A 16549-nucleotide genomic window follows, 5' to 3' on the forward strand; every position below is an offset into this window, starting at 1 on the left:
CCGCAAGCATGTTTTCCCGCTTGATTAGTTCCACGCGAGGCATTCCAGAGCATGCGGCAGTGCCGCAGCACATTGCCATCGTGATGGACGGCAATGGGCGTTGGGCGCGCAAGCGTTTGTTGCCACGTGTGGCCGGACACAAGCGTGGTCTGGAGACCGTGCGTCGCGTGGTGCAGTTGTGCGTCGAGCATGGTGTGTCCCATCTGACGCTGTTCGCTTTCAGCTCCGAGAATTGGCGGCGTCCCGCCGATGAGGTCTCCTTCCTCATGCAGCTTTTCATGCAGGCGTTGCGTGATGAGGTAGAGAAGCTGCATCGGCACAATATCCGCCTGCGTGTGATCGGCGATCTGTCCCGTTTCGATCCGAAACTGGTGGAAACCATCAGGGCTGCCGAATCCCTGACGACAGCCAATACTGCACTCACCTTGTCGATAGCTGCCAACTATGGTGGCCGCTGGGACATTCTCAACGCAGTCAATCGCATGCTGAATGAGCATCCGGATCGGCGCGGCGATTTCACTGAAGAAGATCTGGCGCCCTTTTTGTCATTGGCAGACGCATCGGAGCCCGATCTGTACATCCGTACTGGTGGCGAGCAGCGAGTGAGCAATTTTCTGCTCTGGCAACTGGCCTATACCGAGTTCTACTTCACAGACTGCCTGTGGCCGGACTTCGACACAGCAGCCTTCGATCAGGCGCTTGCTTCGTATCGTGCGCGGGAGCGCCGTTTCGGGCGTACCAGCGAGCAGCTCCAGCCTTCCAACCCTGCGGTCAACCGGGATTCCTGAATGCTCAAGCAACGTGTGATCACTGCGCTCGTCCTGGGAGCGGTGCTTCTTCTGGCTGTCTTCCTGCTCCCTGATTCGTTGTGGAGCGTTTTGGTGGCGGCCATCTGCGTGCTTGCGGTGCGTGAATGGGGCTCCCTGGTTAAGGTGAGTCGCATCGGGGTGTGGCTGCTGATGCTGATCTGTGCCTTGCCTTTGCTTTATGTCGGTTTTCTCCCTCCAAGCGACGATACGCGCATGCTGATTGCCGTGGGGTACGCATTGAGTGTGAGCTTCTGGGCTTTCTCGGCTTCCAGCCTACTGTATTTCGGTATTGAGCCAGTGGGAATCTATTGGCGTTACACGGTGTCCCTGTTCATGTTCGTGCCGGCAGGCTGGGCGATGATCGAACTACGGCGTACAGATCCTTGGTTGTTGATTGCGGCCATTCTGATCGTGGTGATCGCCGATGTCGCGGCCTTCTTTACTGGACGCCGCTTTGGCAAGCGTAAACTCGCCCCGAAGGTAAGCCCGGGTAAAACCTGGGAAGGTGTTGTGGGAGCCTGCATCGGAGTAGCACTGTTTTGTGCCACTCTTTGGTCTTTTGTGCCTTCGATTCGTGAAACCCTGCCTTTGTGGCTGCTGCTGGTGCTGTCGCAGGTGTTCGTTGCGTTGTGTGTGCTGGGCGATCTCTTTGAATCCATGGTGAAGCGTGAAGCCGGTGTGAAGGACAGTGGTACGTTGCTACCTGGACATGGTGGTGTACTGGACCGCATTGATGCAATGATTGCGTTCCTGCCGCTGGCGGGAGCGATCGAATATGGTTTGCACTTCTTTGCCTGAAAGGGCGACAGCTGTGGAAAAGCAGGTTCTCACGGTGCTCGGAGCCACCGGCTCGATCGGCCTGAGCACGCTGGATGTGGTGGCGCGCCATCCTGAGCGTTATACGATCTTCGCGCTGACCGCGTTCAGGCAGGTCGACAAGCTTGCCGAGCTGTGCCGCCAATTCCTGCCGCGCTGTGCTGTGGTCTGTGGTCCGGAGCAGGCGAAGCTTCTGGCTGAGAAACTGTCCGATCTTCCCCGCATCGAGATTCTTCATGGCCCTCAGGCCCTGGAGCAGGTCGCAGCTGCCAGTGAAGTCACGACTGTGATGGCTGCCATCGTGGGGGCCGAAGGTCTGGGGTCCAGTCTTGCAGCTGCGCGCGCAGGGAAGCGGGTGCTGCTGGCCAACAAGGAAGCATTGGTAATGGCTGGCGAGGTATTCATGTCGGCGTTGCGTGCCGCAGGTGCGGTATTGCTGCCCATCGACAGCGAGCACAACGCCCTGTTCCAGTCCTTGCCTGCAGGCTTCGAATATGGGCTGAAGCATTGTGGCGTTCGCAAGTTGATTCTGACCGCTTCGGGCGGGCCGTTCCGTACAGCCCCTCTTGAGTCTTTGGCCATGGTGACGCCGGCCCAGGCTTGTGCACATCCAAACTGGTCCATGGGCAGGAAGATTTCCGTGGACTCGGCCTCCATGATGAACAAGGGGCTTGAAGTCATAGAGGCCAGCTGGATTTTTGGTGTATCAGCAGAACGCATCGAGGTAGTGATCCATCCGGAAAGCGTCATCCATTCCATGGTTCAGTACGAAGATGGTGCGGTGTTAGCCGAGCTTGGCAACCCTGATATGCGCACTCCTATCGCTCATGCGCTGGCTTATCCGCAAAGGCTTGAATCTGGTGTCGCGAATCTGGACTTGGCCGCGATTGCCCGGCTGAGTTTCGAAGCGCCAGATCTGGAGCGTTTCCCGTGTCTGCAGCTGGCTTACGAAGCTCTCAAGGCGGGAGGAAGTGCCCCTGCGACGCTGAATGCTGCCAACGAAGAGGCTGTCGCGGCTTTTCTTGATGGCAGGCTTCGGTTCGATCGTATTGCCTCTATCGTCGAGCGAACCCTGACCCGCATGCCAGCACAGGCCTTGCAGAGCCTCGAAGATGTTTTGGCTACGGATCGACAGGCGCGTGCCCTGGCCAGCGAAGCGTTGATCCTGGAACAGAAGGCTGCCTAATGGGGTTTCTGCATTACCTGCTGTACTTCCTGTTAGCCATCGGCATCCTGGTGGCTGTGCACGAATATGGTCACTTCCTCGCTGCGCGTCTGCTGGGCGTGAAGGTGCTGCGCTTCTCGCTGGGGTTTGGCCCTGTGATCTGGCGGCGAAAAGCCGGCGAAGACAATACTGAATGGGCTTTGTCGGCCGTACCTCTGGGAGGCTACGTCAAGATGCTCGACGAGCGGGAAGGGCCGGTTGCTGAGCATGAACGAAATCGTGCCTTCAATACGCAAAGTCTTTGGCGCCGAAGTGTCATCGTGGCTGCTGGGCCATTGGCCAATTTCCTGCTGGCGATCCTGTTCTACTGGGTGTTGGCATGCGTTGGTACGCGTGATCTTCCGACAAGCATCGAAATGCCGCCCGCAGCTTCGCCCGCAGCCATGGCTGGGCTGCATGCAGGGGACCGGATCAGAGCCGTGGATGGCGTGCAGGTCAATGGCTGGTCGGAGTTGCGTTGGCAGATTCTCAATCGCGCCTTCGGCAGTGAATTACTGAAGCTGGATGTCGAGCGCGAGGGGGGGCGTATAGAAGGATTGATTCTGGGATTGGCATCCTTGCGCTTGGATGAGCGCGCCGAGGAACCCATGCGTCAGCTTGGTCTCATCGCTCCGGGGACGCAACTACCCGCGGTTCTGGACTCTCCTTTGCCCGGTGGCGTGGCCGAAATGGTCGGACTGCGGCGCGGAGATCTGGTGCTGACTGTCGATGCCCAGGATGTAAGTAATTGGCGGGAGTTCGTCGGGATCATCGCTGCCGCGCCAGGTCGTGAGCTGGTGCTTGAACTACTGCGGGACGGAGAAATCATCCGTATTCAGCTTCGCCCTCGCGCAGATGAAGTACGTCCAACGCTCGGCCGCATCGGTGTTGGTGTCCTGATCGACGAAAATGCTGTGCAGGCTGGCATGATCCGCGTGTCCTATGGATTGTTCGAGGGATTTGCCCAAGGAGTCCTGAGAACCTGGGAAATGAGCCGTTTCTCCCTGCAGGGGATGTGGCAGATGCTGACCGGGCGTTTGTCTTTGCGGAATGTCAGCGGGCCGGTGACGATCGCTGATTATGCGGGGCAGAGCGCACGGGCTGGCTGGGATGCCTATGTCGGCTTTCTGGCGATGGTCAGTGTCAGCCTAGGGGTCTTGAACCTGTTGCCGGTGCCGGTGCTGGATGGCGGGCACTTACTGTATCATGCGTTGGAGGGCCTTCGTGGCAAGGCCTTGTCGGAGCGTAGCGAAGAGTTGGGCCAGCGTCTGGGCATGGCATTGTTGCTTGCCTTGATGGTACTGGCCTTTTTCAACGATATAACCCGGGTCTTGTCTGGCTGATGTCAAAAACCTTATCTGCTATCCAGTTGGGAGTCATGGCGCTGTTTTCCCCACTGGCCATGGCTTTTTCGCCCTTTGTTGTCAAGGACATCCGTGTTGAGGGCGTTCAGCGCACCGAAGCCGGTACAGTATTCAACTACCTGCCGATCAGGATCGGCGATACGGTAGCTCAGGAAAACGTTTCGGAAGCCATCAAGGCCTTGTATGCCACGGGTTTCTATCGAGATGTACGTATCGAGGTGGATAAGGATGTGCTGGTGGTGGTGGTCGATGAACGGCCTGCGATCGCACAGATTTCCTTTACCGGGAACAAGAAGTTCAGCTCGGAAGATCTGCTCAAAGGGCTGCGTTCTGCTGGAATTTCAGAGTCTCGAACGTTCGATCGCGCCATGCTGGAGCAGGCTGAACAGGAAATTAAACGCCTTTACCTGACTAGTGCATATTACGGTGCTTCGGTAAAGGCGACAGTATCTCCGTTGGAGCGGAACCGCGTTGCCATTACCTTCGAGATCACGGAGGGAGATGTTGCACGCATTCGTAGCATCCGTATTTTAGGGGCCAAAACATTCAAAGAATCGACGCTTGTCGGTTTGATGAATCTTGAGGTGGCGGGTGGTTTGCTGCCCTGGTTCCGCAACGATAAGTATTCAAAACAACAACTGCAGGCAGATATCGAAGAAATCCGCTCCTGGTATCTGGACCGTGGTTACCTGAATTTTGCTGTTGAATCGACACAGGTTTCGGTCAGCCCAGACAAGCAGGACATTCATATCTCCCTGAGTATTTCAGAAGGGGAGCAGTATCGTCTCGGTGCGATCAAGCTCGCCGGTGAGCTGTTGCTGCCGGAAAGCGAGTTGCGTCCTCTGGTGAAGCTCAAGTCCGGGGAAATCTATTCGAGGGCGCGTATCGGCGAGGTGACCCGTGCTCTGACTGACCGTTTCGGAAATGAGGGTTATGCCTTTGCCAACGTCAATGCCATTCCCGAGACGAATGAAAAAACCAGGGAAGTTGCACTGACCTTGTTCGTTGACCCGGGCCGCCAGGCCTACGTCAATCGGATTCGCGTGGTCGGGAATTCGCGCACGCGCGATGAAGTCGTGCGACGCGAGTTTTTGCAGTTCGAAAGTGCTTGGTTTGACCGTGCTTCTGTTGATCGCTCAAAGGAACGCGTGGCGCGAACGGGATTCTTTGATGATGTCACGATCGATACCGTACCTGTGACGGGCGCTGCTGATCAGGTCGATTTGAATGTGAATGTCAAGGAGCGGGCTACAGGTTCACTGACGTTGGGGGTTGGTTATTCGGCAACCGACAAACTGGCATTGCTGGCCTCCGTCTCACAGAACAATCTGTTCGGTACAGGCAATGCGCTTTCCCTGTCGGTGAATACCGGCAAGGTCAATCGTACCATTGCGGTGTCCTACGACACGCCATACTGGACGGTCGACGGCGTCAGCAGAGGGATCGATGTATATCAACGCCGTACGGATACCCGCTCTACGAGTGTTGCTGGTTATAAGTCGGATGCCATTGGTACAGGCGTCCGCTTCGGTGTTCCCATCGGAATGGATGAGCGTATCAATTTCGGTGTATCCGCAGATATAACGCGGATTGATGTATACGAAGACAGTCCGGTTCAGTACATCGATTTTGTGGATCGTTTCGGTAACAGGAACACCACCGTGATGACCAGCTTGGGTTGGTCCAGTGATAAGCGGGATAGTGCAACTTACCCCACACGGGGGAGCAGTCAAAGCGTATCGGGTGAGGTTGCCGTTCCGTTGGGAGACATGCAATACACGAAGGTTGGGTATCAATGGCAACGCTATTTCCCGATATCCACGACCAATACAGTGATGTTGAGTTTCGATGCGGCAGCAGTCGCGGGTTATGGCGGCAAGCCTGTACCGTTTTACAAGAATCTGTATGCGGGCGGGATCGGTAGCATCCGTGGTTTCGAGAATTATTCCCTGGGGGCCAAGGTACGTAACTCCAGTGGTGAGTTGACGGGTGATACCTTGGGGGGGACGCGTCGGATTCTTGGAAGCATTGAGTACTTCTTCCCGGCGCCGGTCGGGAAGGAGAAGGATCGCAGTATGCGGTTTAGTACGTTCGTGGATGTCGGATCGTTATGGGGGGCGGGAGAGACGCTCAAGGACGCTGGTTTGAGGGTTAGTACCGGTTTCGGATTGTCGTGGCTGTCGCCTATCGGGCCCATGCGCTTCGCTCTGGGCTTCCCGATACGTAAGAAGAGTGGTGACGAGGTTCAGCGGTTCCAATTCACCATCGGGACCACAATGTAGTGAGAAGGGGCCTGGGTATGCGTTGGATGATCGTGGTCGTTCTTGCCGGCTTGAGCTGCTTCCCTCTGTCGGGAAGTGCCCAGACGCGTATTGGTTTCGTAAATGCCGAACGTGTAACACGCGAGTCAGCTCCTGCGGTGCGTGCCTTCAAGCGGCTAGAACGTGAGTTCGAGAAGCGCCAGACAGAGTTGCGCAAGCTCGAGACCGGTCTGCAATCAGTGCAGAGCCAGTTGGAACGCAACTCCGTGAGCCTTTCGGAGGCTGACCGGCGTACTCGCGAACGTGAATTCCTTGATCTGAGCCGTGAATTCCAGCGGAAGGACCGCGCTTTCCGCGAGGATTATGCGCAGCGTCAGAACGAAGAATTAATCGGCATCCAGGATCTGGCGAACCGTGTGATCTCGCAGATTGCAGAGCGTGAGCGTTACGATCTGATCCTTCAGGAAGCGGTGTACGCAAACCCCGAGATCGACATTACCGAAAAAGTGCTGAAGGCACTGGCGGAAGTCAAATAGGCTGATCACAACGTGAGTCTTACCCTGACCGAGATCGTCGCTACGCTAGGCGGCGAGTTGCACGGAGATGGCGCCTGCCGGATTCACCAGGTGGCGCCGCTTGGGCGCGCGAATGCCGGAGAAATCGGCTTCGTGGCTCATCCGAAATATCGTGATTCACTGGACGGCTGCAAGGCTTCGGCGCTTGTATTGCCGCCAGCCTTGATCAATGCCAGTGATCTGCCGCGCATCATCATCCAGGATCCATATCTCTATTTCGCACGTCTGACCCAACTGCTCAACCCGATTCGGAGATCTGAGCCAGGCGTGCATCCGACCGCTGTCGTGCTGTCGCCCGTTCCGGCTTCTGCGAGCATTGGAGCCAATGCCTATATTGGCGAGAACTGCCAGGTGGGAGAGGGGGTGGTCATCTCGCCTGGTTGTGTGATCGGCGAGGGGTGCAGCATTGGTGCTGACAGTTATCTTCATGCGCATGTGATCCTGTATGCGGATACGCATGTCGGCAGGCGCTGTATCCTGCATGCAGGCTGTGTAATTGGGAGCGATGGCTTCGGCAACGCGCGCCGTCCGGATGGAAGTTGGGAGAAGATTCCACAAATTGGTCGCGCGATTCTGGGTGATGATGTTGAGATCGGCGCAAATACCACTGTGGATCGTGGTGCGCTGGACGATACTGTGGTCGAGAATGGCGCCCGGATCGACAATCTGATCCAGATCGCCCACAACTGCCGGGTCGGCGAACATGCTGCAATAGCCGGGCAAGCCGGCATGGCTGGCAGCTCGACGCTCGGCAAGCGTGTGATGGTCGGTGGTCAGGCCGGCATCATGGGACATATCGATGTGGGCGACGATATCGTGATCTCTGCGCGTTCCTTCATGAGCAAGTCTGTGATGGAGCGTGGGGTCTACACCTCGGCCATTCCCTCGCAATCGCACAAGGAATGGCTGCGCAACGCGGTACACCTGAAACACCTGGATGCAATGGCTGACCGTATCCGGGCACTTGAAAACAAACTGAAAGAACTGGAGAGCAAGGCGTGAGTGGAATGGATATTCACGAGGTAATGAAGTATTTGCCGCATCGTTACCCGTTTCTGCTGGTCGACCGCGTGTTGGAAATGACCGATGAAAAGATCATTGCGCTCAAGAACGTGACGATCAACGAGCCGTTCTTCGTCGGCCACTTCCCGCACTCTCCTGTGATGCCGGGCGTGCTGATCATCGAAGCAATGGCTCAGACTGCGGCCATCATGTCGTTCAAGTCCAAGGGCGTGAAGCCTGATGACAATACCATCTTGTATTTTGCGGGCATCGACAATGCCCGTTTCAAGCGGCCTGTGCTGCCTGGCGATACGCTGATTTTTGAGGCGACGCTGGTGCGCGAGATGCGTGGCATCTGGAAATATGCAGCCGTCGCGCGTGTTGGCGATGAAGTTGCCGTCCAAGCCGAACTCATGTGTGCAATCAAGAAAATCGCATGATTCACGAAACCGCCATCATCCATCCCGGTGCGAAGATCGCTTCTGGTGTCGAGATCGGCCCCTATTCGATCATCGGAGAGCATGTCGAGATCGGTGAAGGCACCGTGGTTGCCTCGCACGTGGTGATCAAGGGGCACACCCGTATCGGGCGCGATAATCGCATCTTCCAGTTCGTCTCACTGGGTGAAGTCCCGCAGGACAAAAAGTACGCGGGTGAGCCTACACGTCTGGAGATCGGAGATCGCAACAGCATCCGCGAGTACTGCAATTTCAATATCGGTACCATTCAGGATGCTGGTGTAACCCGCATTGGCGACGATAACTGGTTCATGGCCAGCGTCCACATTGGCCATGACTGCCAGGTTGGCAGCAATACCATCATGGCCAACAACGTGACGCTCGGCGGTCATGTGCATATCGGTGATTTTTCCATTCTGGGGGGGCTGGCTGCAGTGCATCAGTTCTGTGTGATCGGTCCACACTGCATGGCAGGTGGTGGCTCCATCATCACGCAGGATATACCGCCCTATGTGATCAGCAACGGCAGCCCCTGCACGCCGCACGGCATCAACAGCGAAGGTTTGCGTCGTCGCGGTTTTTCGGCCGAGGCGATTCTGGCGATCAAGCGCGCTTACAAGCAGATCTATCGCCAGAATCTGCCGCTGGATGAAGCCAAGCGCCTGATTGCCGAGCAGGCTGAGCAAGTGGTGGAACTGCGTCCCTTCCTTTCCTTCTTCGAACTGGCCAAACGCGGCATCATCCGTTAAGCCTGCCGGTGCCTGCATGCGCATTGCCATCGTGGCCGGAGAAGCGTCCGGCGATCTTTTAGCCGCACATCTGATCCGTGCATTGCGTGCCCGCCTGCCGCAGGCCCGTTTTGTCGGTATTGGCGGGCCGCGTATGGAGGCCGAGGGCTTTGAGTCCTGGTGGCCTGCCGAGACGCTGGCAGTGATGGGCGTGGTCGATGTGCTGGCAAGCTTGCCTGAGCTGCTGCGCGTACGGCGCGGTCTGCTGGCACGTTTGAAGGCTGAACCGCCGGACGTCTTCATCGGAGTGGATGCACCGGACTTCAACCTGTCGGTCGAGCGGCGCCTGCGTCGTCGCGGGGTGCGTACCATTCATTATGTCAGCCCTTCTATCTGGGCTTGGCGCGGGCATCGCGTACACAAGATCGGTCGGGCTGCCAGTCGGATACTTTGCCTGTTTCCCTTCGAACCCGAGCTGTATACCCGCCATGGATACCAAGCGAGCTTCGTTGGCCATCCGCTGGCGGATGTCTTTCCGCTGGAGCCTTCACGGGAGGCGGCGCGGGAGTTGCTCCAGATCGAGCCGGACGCCTGCGTGGTTGCAATGCTGCCAGGCAGCCGTGCCGGTGAGGTCGGGCATCTGGCGGCCTGCTATGTGGCCACCATGCAGCAGATGCTGGCGAAACGCCCTGCGCTGCAGTTTCTGGTGCCATTGATCACCCGACAGACGCGCGAACAGTTCGAGATGGCACTGTTCCAGGCCGGAGCGCAAGATCTGCCGGTACGTCTGCTTTTCGGTCATGCGCATGAGGCGTTGACCGCGGCTGACGTTGCCCTGGTTGCCAGCGGCACCGCTACCTTGGAGACTGCGCTGCTGAAACGGCCGATGGTGATTACCTACAAGCTGGGGAAGTGGACCTTCCGTATCGCGCGATGGCTCAACTATTTGCCGTGGGCTGGGTTGCCCAACATCCTGGCACGCGAATTCATCGTGCCAGAGTTGTTGCAGGATCAGGCGACGCCGCAAGCCTTGTCGTCAGCCTTGCTGCAATGGCTGGATGATGCTGACGCGAGGCGGGCCGTTCTGGCCCGGTTCGAACAGATCCATCTTTCCCTGCGGCAGAACAATGCCGAGCGTGCGGCTGATGCCGTGCTGGCTGAGTTGAAGCAGGCATGACGCAAGTGCTGATATGCGGTGTCGATGAGGCTGGACGTGGCCCTTTGTGCGGTGCGGTGGTCACGGCCGCCGTTATCCTTGATCCATTGCACCCGATCCCCGGCCTGGCAGACTCCAAGAAGCTCAGTGCGAAACGACGCGAGCAACTAGCCGAAGCCATTCGCGAGCAGGCCCTGGCCTGGGCCGTGGCCGAAGCCTCGGTGGAAGAGATCGATCGGCTGAATATCTTGCACGCCACCATGCTGGCCATGCAGCGTGCGGTGGCCAGGCTCTCGATATCGCCGCATGAGGTACTGATCGACGGCAACCGCGTGCCGCCAGGCCTGGGGTTGCCTGCGCGTGCCATCGTCAAAGGCGATGCGACCGAACCCGCCATATCGGCGGCCTCGATCCTTGCCAAGACGCATCGTGATGCCCAGCTGGCGGTGCTTGATCTGCGCTATCCGCAGTACGGTTTTGCCCAACATAAAGGCTATCCCACGGCCGCGCATCTGGCTGCCCTGGCACGCTATGGCGCTACGCCCGAACATCGCCGTTCCTTTGGGCCGGTCGCCGAGATCCTGGCGCAAGGCCAATTGTTCGGAGAGGGGTGATTCATGGCCTTGCGCTATCGCGAGATCAGCTCGCGTGACAATCCACGTCTTAAGGCTTTGCGCGCTTTGGCCGAGGATGCGCGCGCGCGTCGCCGCGAACAGGCCAGCCTCATCGATGGCGTGCATCTGCTGGAGGCCGCACTGGATGCGGGCTGGCCCGTCCGCCAATTGATGCTTGCTGCTGAAGCTCGCGAAAAGGCCGAGATTGCCACCCTGCTGGAGCGCCTGTCGCGTGAGCTGGATGTCGACTGCCTGGTGTTGCCGGGCAGCCTTTTCAAGCTTGTCAGCCCGGTCGCCACGCCAGTGGGCATCCTGGCCGAAATTGCCTTGCCGCCCGTGATGCCGGCAACCGGTACGGAAGATGTATTGGCGCTGGCGGGGGTGCAGGATGCCGGTAATCTCGGCAGCCTGTTGCGCTCGGCTGCTGCTGCCGGGGTCAAGCGTATCTGGCTGGACAAGGGCTGTGTCGACCCCTGGTCGCCCAAGGCTTTGCGTGCCGGTATGGGCGCACAGTTCGTCCTGGCGCTGGAGGACGATTGCTTGCTCGACAGCCGCCTGCGCGAGGATGCCCGCTCGGTACGCGTGACTTCCCTGGGCGCGGATAGCGTATCGCTCTTCAGCCTTGACCTGCGTGCCGCGCAGATCTGGGTGTTCGGTGCCGAGGGGCGCGGCGTTCCGGCTGAGCTGATTGCTTTGGCGGATAGTCGGGTCCGTATTCCGATGCCGGGTAAGGTCGAGTCGTTGAATGTCGCAGCGGCTGCGGCAGTCTGCCTGTTCGAGCAGGTTCGCCAACGGGAGTGCTGAGGCATTCCGGCATATCGACCATCGTCATTGCCTATCAGGCCCCAGATAGGGGCAATGCTACAATTCTTCGCGCCGGAGCGGGCCGCATGCGCGGCCCGTTGCGCTTTGCCACCAAGTTTCCCGCCACACGACACTCCAACGCCGCTTCATGTCGCTCTACGCCCTGGGCCTGAACCACAATACTGCTCCGCTCGCACTGCGTGAACAGCTGACCTTCCCTGTCGGCGATCTCGCAGAAAGTCTGGCGCAGCTGCGTGACGGGTTCGGCGTTGAAGAAGCGGCCCTGTTGTCGACCTGTAACCGTACCGAGCTCTACTGCAAGGGGGGGGATCCTCTGCGCGTGGCGCAATGGATGGCATGGGCCCGCGACGTATCGTTCGATCAACTGCGCAACGGGCTGTACACCCATGCCGATGCTGAAGCCGTACGGCACATCTTCCGTGTGGCTTGTGGGCTGGATTCCATGGTGCTGGGAGAACCGCAGATCCTGGGGCAACTCAAAGGCGCTGTGCGTTTCGCCGAATCCGCTGGGGCGCTGGGCAGCAATCTGCACAAATTGTTCCAGCAGAGCTTCTCGGTGGCCAAGCAGGTGCGCAGCCACACCGAACTTGGGTATCACACCGTATCCATGGCTGCCGCTTCGGTGCAACTGGCGGCCCGTATCTTCGAGCGCATGAGTGACGTGCGAGTGCTCTTCGTCGGCGCCGGCGAGATGGTCGAACTGTGTGCTGCCCATTTTGCTGGCGCGCATCCCAAAGGTATGGCGGTAGTGAACCGCTCACGTGTTCGTGCCGAGACGCTGGCCGAGCGATTTCCGATGGAAGTGCTACCGCTGGAGAGTCTGGCAGACAGCCTGCCGGCGCACGATGTGGTGATCAGTTGCACGGCGAGCCCGGTACCCCTGATCGGACAAGGCATGGTGGCTCGTGCGTTGCGCCTGCGCCGCCGACGGCCAATGGTGATGGTGGATCTGGCTGTGCCACGCGACATCGAGCCTGAAGTGGGGCGGCTGGATGACATATTCCTTTATACCGTCGACGACCTGGAGCGCATCGTGAGCCTGGGCCACGAGTCTCGCCAGGCGGCGGCGGCAGAGGCGGAAGCCATGGTGGAACTGGAAGTCGACAATTACTGGCGCTGGCTGGCGCGTCGCGATGCGCTGCCGGCCATCCGCCTGCTGCGTGAGCATGTCGAACAGATGCGTCAGGTGGAGCTGCAACGTGCGAAGCGGATGCTGGCGCGCGGCGATGATCCGGAGCGCGTCATCGACGCCATTACCCAGGCGTTGGGCAACAAGCTGCTGCACGAGCCCACGCGATATCTCAACCAGGCCGAGGGCCAGGAAATCAGGCACGCGGTTGCTACCGTGCAGCAGGTTTTCGGACTGCCGGCCGATTCTTCCCTTGATTCCGATTCATGAAACCAGGCATCCGTGCCCGTCTCGAGCAGTTGGCATTCCGCCTCGAGGAACTTGATGGTCTGCTGGCCAGCGAGACGGCGACGCAAGACATGGAACAGTACCGTCGATTCACGCGCGAGCATGCCGAGCTCACGCCCATCGTGGCGCTCTGGTTGCGTTTCCTGCGTGCAGAGGCTGACGAGGTGAGCGCCCGCGAGATGCTGGGCGATCCGGAGCTGAAGGCCTTTGCTGCCGACGAAATGGCCGCAGCCAATGCTGCTCAGGAGCGCATCGAGCATGAATTGCAGATCGCGTTGCTGCCCAAAGATCCCAGCGATGAACGCAATCTCTTCTTGGAAATTCGGGCGGGGACGGGGGGCGATGAGGCTGCGTTGTTCGCAGCAGACCTGTTGCGTATGTACACCCGCTATGCCGAACGCCAGGGCTGGCGTGTCGAGATCGTTTCGGCCATTGAGTCCGATCTGGGCGGCTACAAGGAAGTGATCTGCCGTGTCGCGGGGCAGGGTGCGTATTCAAGACTCAAGTTCGAATCCGGCGGCCATCGCGTGCAGCGGGTGCCGGTGACGGAAACCCAGGGACGGATCCACACATCAGCCTGTACGGTGGCTGTCATGCCCGAGGCCGAGGAGCTTGGCGAGGTACAGATCAATTCGGCGGAGCTGCGCATCGATACCTTTCGTGCAAGCGGAGCGGGCGGGCAACACATCAACAAGACCGACTCGGCCGTGCGCATCACCCACATTCCCACGGGCATTGTCGTCGAGTGTCAGGACGACCGCTCGCAACACCGCAACCGCGCGCAGGCGATGAGCCTGTTGGCTGCCCGCATCATGGACGTACAATTGCGCGCCCAGCAGGAGAGTGTCGCCGCGACGCGCAGGAGCCTGGTGGGCAGTGGCGATCGCTCCGAGCGGATACGCACCTACAACTTCCCGCAGGGGCGCATCACCGATCACCGTATCAACCTTACGTTGTACAAGCTGGACATGGCCATGCAGGGCGAGATCGACGAACTGATCAACGCGCTTGTGGCCGAACATCAGGCCGAACTGTTGGCGAGCCTGGTGCAGGAAGACTGAAACATCAAACCATCACGACTCATTCTGCCCTGGGAGGCAAACCCATGAAGTATTCGATCCGACTGATTCCGGCCGCTATTCTGGTGCTCGCGCTCGCTGCCTGCAGCAAGAGCGGCAACGATGAAAAAACCGAGGCCGCGGCTTCGGAGCCGGCTGCCACGCCGGCAGTGCTGGCAACGGTCAATGGCACCAAGATCCCGGGCGCGCTGCTCGAATTCATCATCGCTGAACAGCTCCCGCCTGGCATGCAGGCCGATGAGGCCACGCGCACCAAGGTCCGTGAACACCTGATCCAGCGTGAAGCGCTGCTGCAGGAAGCCCGCAAGGCTGGCACCGACAAGGAGGAGAAGGTGAAGACGCGCATGGAATTCGCGCGTGATGATCAGCTGCTGAATGCCTACATCAAGGAATGGCTGGAAAAGAATCCCGTCACTGATGAACAGCTCAAGGCCGATTACGACAAGAAGATCGAGGAAATCGGCAGCACCGAGTACAAGGCTCGCCACATTCTGGTGGAAACCGAGGAGGCCGCGCGTGAGCTGATCGGCAAACTCGACAAGGGGGCGAAGTTCGCAGCGCTGGCCAAGGATTCCAAGGATCCCGGCAGCAAGGATCACGGCGGTGAGCTGGACTGGGCGCGTCCCGTGGCGTTCGCACCTGAATTCGGCGCCGCGCTGAAGACGCTGGAGAAGGGCAAGTACACGGCCGAGCCGGTAAAGACCACCTTCGGCTATCACGTGATCCTGCTCGATGACACCCGTCCGGCCAGCAACCCTTCGCTGGATGATGTAAAGGGGCAGTTGTCGCAGGAAGTACAGCAGGAAAACCTCAAGAAGCACATCGACGAAGTGCTGGCCAAGGCCAAGGTTGAGTAATCCGGGCTCACCCCAGCAGGAGTCATCCACCCTCCTGCCGGTCAATCTGGGAGAAGCGCTCGCGCTGGCACGCGGGCGTATCGACAATGTGGATGCGCGCATCCTGCTGCGCGAAGCCACGGGGGCTACGGCTGCGCAGATTCTGGCCTTTCCTGAGCGAGGAATTGCCCCTGAAGCGGCACGGCGCTTTTGCGACTGGTTGGCGCGGCGTGTAGCTGGCGAGCCTGTGGCGCATCTGCTGGGAGGGCGCGAGTTTTACGGCCGCCCGTTCAGGGTCGTCCCGGCTACGTTGATTCCCCGGCCCGAAACCGAGTTGCTGGTCGAGCTGGCACTCGATCGTCTGCAATCGACGCAAGCGCCACAGATACTTGATCTGGGCACCGGCAGTGGTGCCATTGCGGTTTCGCTGGCGCTGGAGCGCCCGGATGCCGCCGTCTGTGCCATCGATTATTCCCCGGAAGCCCTGGAGTTCGCCCAGCACAATGCGTTGGCCTTGGGCGCATGCGTGGATTTCCGGCTGGGGAGCTGGTATGCCCCGGTGAGTGAGCGACGCTTCGATCTGATCGCATCCAATCCGCCCTATATCGCTGAAAACGACCCTCATCTGGGGCAGGGCGATCTGCGCTTCGAGCCACTGACGGCGCTGGCTTCCGGACCGGACGGTCTGAATGATCTGCGTCATATCGTCGCGCAAGCGGCCACGCACCTGCTGCCGGGAAGATGGTTGCTGCTCGAACATGGCTATGACCAGGCGGAAGCCGTGCGGCTTATGCTGGAAACGGCGGGATTCCGTGCAGTGGCAAGCTGGCGTGATTTGGCTGGAATCGAACGTGTGAGCGGTGGTCACCTCTGATACGGTTTTGTTTTCAACCACATCAAGTGCTGGACCGCCTTGTTCTGCATTCGAGTACAGAGCCGTATGAAGCACGCTTTGCGTGGCGGATAGAATCCGATAAAATTACTCGGGTATAGGCGCCTATCCAGAGCGCCATCAGTCCCTACGGAGAAAACCCCATGAGTATTCAGGAAAACATTCAGGAAATGGTGAGCAGCAACCCCGTGGTGCTGTTCATGAAAGGTACGCCGACCTTCCCGCAATGCGGTTTTTCCTCTGCGGCCGCGCATGTGTTGAAACTGTGTGGTGTGAGCAAGTATCTGGCAGTCAATGTGCTGGAGAACGACGAGATTCGCCAGGGCATCAAGGAATTTTCCAACTGGCCGACGATCCCTCAGCTCTATATCAAGGGTGAGTTCATCGGTGGCAGCGACATCGTGAAGGAAATGTTCCAGAGCGGCGAACTGCAGAAGCTGCTCAAGGATGTCGTCGAGTGAATCGCCCCGGGTTTCCTAGACAGCCCCGAGCTTCATGAAATACTGTTTTTCA

The 16549-nt window shown here is 58.9% G+C and carries 17 protein-coding genes; all 17 read left to right on the forward strand.

Annotation, left to right across the window (positions count from 1 at the left end; translation table 11 throughout):
• Positions 1-8 precede the first annotated feature (8 nt).
• The 17 genes from uppS (at position 9) to grxD (ending at position 16497) form a co-directional block, all read left to right on the forward strand.
• Positions 9-788, forward strand: coding sequence for a polyprenyl diphosphate synthase (gene uppS, locus BGI27_RS12750; RefSeq protein ID WP_095525240.1), 780 nt, complete (start codon positions 9-11; stop codon positions 786-788).
• On the forward strand, positions 789-1607 hold the full coding sequence (locus BGI27_RS12755; protein ID WP_095525241.1) for a phosphatidate cytidylyltransferase: 819 nt from the start codon (positions 789-791) through the stop codon (positions 1605-1607).
• The gene (ispC, locus tag BGI27_RS12760) at positions 1585-2811 is read left to right on the forward strand and encodes a 1-deoxy-D-xylulose-5-phosphate reductoisomerase (RefSeq protein ID WP_095525242.1); all 1227 of its coding nucleotides are present in this window, start codon (positions 1585-1587) and stop codon (positions 2809-2811) included. The genes BGI27_RS12755 and ispC overlap by 23 nt, the downstream gene beginning before the upstream one ends.
• The gene (gene rseP / locus BGI27_RS12765; RefSeq protein ID WP_095525243.1) at positions 2811-4172 is read left to right on the forward strand and encodes an RIP metalloprotease RseP; all 1362 of its coding nucleotides are present in this window, start codon (positions 2811-2813) and stop codon (positions 4170-4172) included. Before ispC ends, rseP begins: the two co-directional genes overlap by 1 nt.
• Positions 4172-6475: an outer membrane protein assembly factor BamA gene (gene bamA, locus BGI27_RS12770; RefSeq protein ID WP_095525244.1), complete on the forward strand. Its 2304-nt coding sequence runs from the start codon at positions 4172-4174 to the stop codon at positions 6473-6475. Before rseP ends, bamA begins: the two co-directional genes overlap by 1 nt.
• Positions 6476-6492: 17 nt before the next feature.
• Entirely contained in the window at positions 6493-6990 is a 498-nt protein-coding gene (locus tag BGI27_RS12775) for an OmpH/Skp family outer membrane protein (protein ID WP_095525245.1), read from the forward strand.
• Between the two features lie 12 nt (positions 6991-7002).
• A complete protein-coding gene (gene lpxD / locus BGI27_RS12780) occupies positions 7003-8031 on the forward strand; it encodes a UDP-3-O-(3-hydroxymyristoyl)glucosamine N-acyltransferase (RefSeq protein ID WP_095525246.1) in 1029 nt (342 codons plus the stop codon).
• Between the two features lie 5 nt (positions 8032-8036).
• Positions 8037-8471 (forward strand): 3-hydroxyacyl-ACP dehydratase FabZ, encoded by a 435-nt coding sequence (gene fabZ, locus BGI27_RS12785; protein ID WP_095525247.1) that lies wholly within the window; start codon positions 8037-8039, stop codon positions 8469-8471.
• Entirely contained in the window at positions 8468-9238 is a 771-nt protein-coding gene (gene lpxA / locus BGI27_RS12790) for an acyl-ACP--UDP-N-acetylglucosamine O-acyltransferase (RefSeq protein WP_095525248.1), read from the forward strand. Before fabZ ends, lpxA begins: the two co-directional genes overlap by 4 nt.
• A 16-nt stretch (positions 9239-9254) precedes the next feature.
• A complete protein-coding gene (gene lpxB / locus BGI27_RS12795) occupies positions 9255-10394 on the forward strand; it encodes a lipid-A-disaccharide synthase (protein WP_095525249.1) in 1140 nt (379 codons plus the stop codon).
• Positions 10391-10987 carry a ribonuclease HII gene (rnhB, locus tag BGI27_RS12800; protein ID WP_095525250.1) on the forward strand — a complete coding sequence of 199 codons (597 nt, stop codon included), beginning with the start codon at positions 10391-10393 and terminating at the stop codon, positions 10985-10987. Before lpxB ends, rnhB begins: the two co-directional genes overlap by 4 nt.
• A 3-nt stretch (positions 10988-10990) precedes the next feature.
• The gene (locus BGI27_RS12805) at positions 10991-11791 is read left to right on the forward strand and encodes a TrmH family RNA methyltransferase (RefSeq protein ID WP_095525251.1); all 801 of its coding nucleotides are present in this window, start codon (positions 10991-10993) and stop codon (positions 11789-11791) included.
• A 148-nt stretch (positions 11792-11939) separates the two neighbouring features.
• Positions 11940-13211: a glutamyl-tRNA reductase gene (gene hemA, locus BGI27_RS12810; RefSeq protein WP_095525252.1), complete on the forward strand. Its 1272-nt coding sequence runs from the start codon at positions 11940-11942 to the stop codon at positions 13209-13211.
• A complete protein-coding gene (prfA, locus tag BGI27_RS12815) occupies positions 13208-14290 on the forward strand; it encodes a peptide chain release factor 1 (RefSeq protein WP_095525253.1) in 1083 nt (360 codons plus the stop codon). Before hemA ends, prfA begins: the two co-directional genes overlap by 4 nt.
• A gap of 44 nt (positions 14291-14334) precedes the next feature.
• Entirely contained in the window at positions 14335-15165 is an 831-nt protein-coding gene (locus tag BGI27_RS12820) for a peptidylprolyl isomerase (RefSeq protein ID WP_095525254.1), read from the forward strand.
• Positions 15158-16018 (forward strand): peptide chain release factor N(5)-glutamine methyltransferase, encoded by an 861-nt coding sequence (prmC, locus tag BGI27_RS12825; protein ID WP_223871790.1) that lies wholly within the window; start codon positions 15158-15160, stop codon positions 16016-16018. Before BGI27_RS12820 ends, prmC begins: the two co-directional genes overlap by 8 nt.
• Before the next feature lie 161 nt (positions 16019-16179).
• Positions 16180-16497 carry a Grx4 family monothiol glutaredoxin gene (gene grxD / locus BGI27_RS12830; protein ID WP_095525255.1) on the forward strand — a complete coding sequence of 106 codons (318 nt, stop codon included), beginning with the start codon at positions 16180-16182 and terminating at the stop codon, positions 16495-16497.
• The last annotated feature ends 52 nt before the right edge of the window (positions 16498-16549 follow it).

Source organism: Candidatus Dactylopiibacterium carminicum, assembly GCF_014736495.1.
Taxonomy (GTDB): Bacteria; Pseudomonadota; Gammaproteobacteria; order Burkholderiales; family Rhodocyclaceae; genus Uliginosibacterium; species Uliginosibacterium carminicum.

Excerpts from the sequence above, each read along its gene's own strand:
- uppS (WP_095525240.1), top strand. The coding sequence starts at position 9 with ATGTTTTCCCGCTTGATTAGTTCCACGCGAGGCATTCCAGAGCATGCG.
- BGI27_RS12755 (WP_095525241.1), top strand. The coding sequence starts at position 789 with ATGCTCAAGCAACGTGTGATCACTGCGCTCGTCCTGGGAGCGGTGCTT.
- ispC (WP_095525242.1), top strand. The coding sequence starts at position 1,585 with ATGGTTTGCACTTCTTTGCCTGAAAGGGCGACAGCTGTGGAAAAGCAG.
- rseP (WP_095525243.1), top strand. The coding sequence starts at position 2,811 with ATGGGGTTTCTGCATTACCTGCTGTACTTCCTGTTAGCCATCGGCATC.
- bamA (WP_095525244.1), top strand. The coding sequence starts at position 4,172 with ATGTCAAAAACCTTATCTGCTATCCAGTTGGGAGTCATGGCGCTGTTT.
- BGI27_RS12775 (WP_095525245.1), top strand. The coding sequence starts at position 6,493 with ATGCGTTGGATGATCGTGGTCGTTCTTGCCGGCTTGAGCTGCTTCCCT.
- fabZ (WP_095525247.1), top strand. The coding sequence starts at position 8,037 with ATGGATATTCACGAGGTAATGAAGTATTTGCCGCATCGTTACCCGTTT.
- lpxA (WP_095525248.1), top strand. The coding sequence starts at position 8,468 with ATGATTCACGAAACCGCCATCATCCATCCCGGTGCGAAGATCGCTTCT.
- lpxB (WP_095525249.1), top strand. The coding sequence starts at position 9,255 with ATGCGCATTGCCATCGTGGCCGGAGAAGCGTCCGGCGATCTTTTAGCC.
- rnhB (WP_095525250.1), top strand. The coding sequence starts at position 10,391 with ATGACGCAAGTGCTGATATGCGGTGTCGATGAGGCTGGACGTGGCCCT.
- BGI27_RS12805 (WP_095525251.1), top strand. The coding sequence starts at position 10,991 with ATGGCCTTGCGCTATCGCGAGATCAGCTCGCGTGACAATCCACGTCTT.
- hemA (WP_095525252.1), top strand. The coding sequence starts at position 11,940 with ATGTCGCTCTACGCCCTGGGCCTGAACCACAATACTGCTCCGCTCGCA.
- prfA (WP_095525253.1), top strand. The coding sequence starts at position 13,208 with ATGAAACCAGGCATCCGTGCCCGTCTCGAGCAGTTGGCATTCCGCCTC.
- BGI27_RS12820 (WP_095525254.1), top strand. The coding sequence starts at position 14,335 with ATGAAGTATTCGATCCGACTGATTCCGGCCGCTATTCTGGTGCTCGCG.
- grxD (WP_095525255.1), top strand. The coding sequence starts at position 16,180 with ATGAGTATTCAGGAAAACATTCAGGAAATGGTGAGCAGCAACCCCGTG.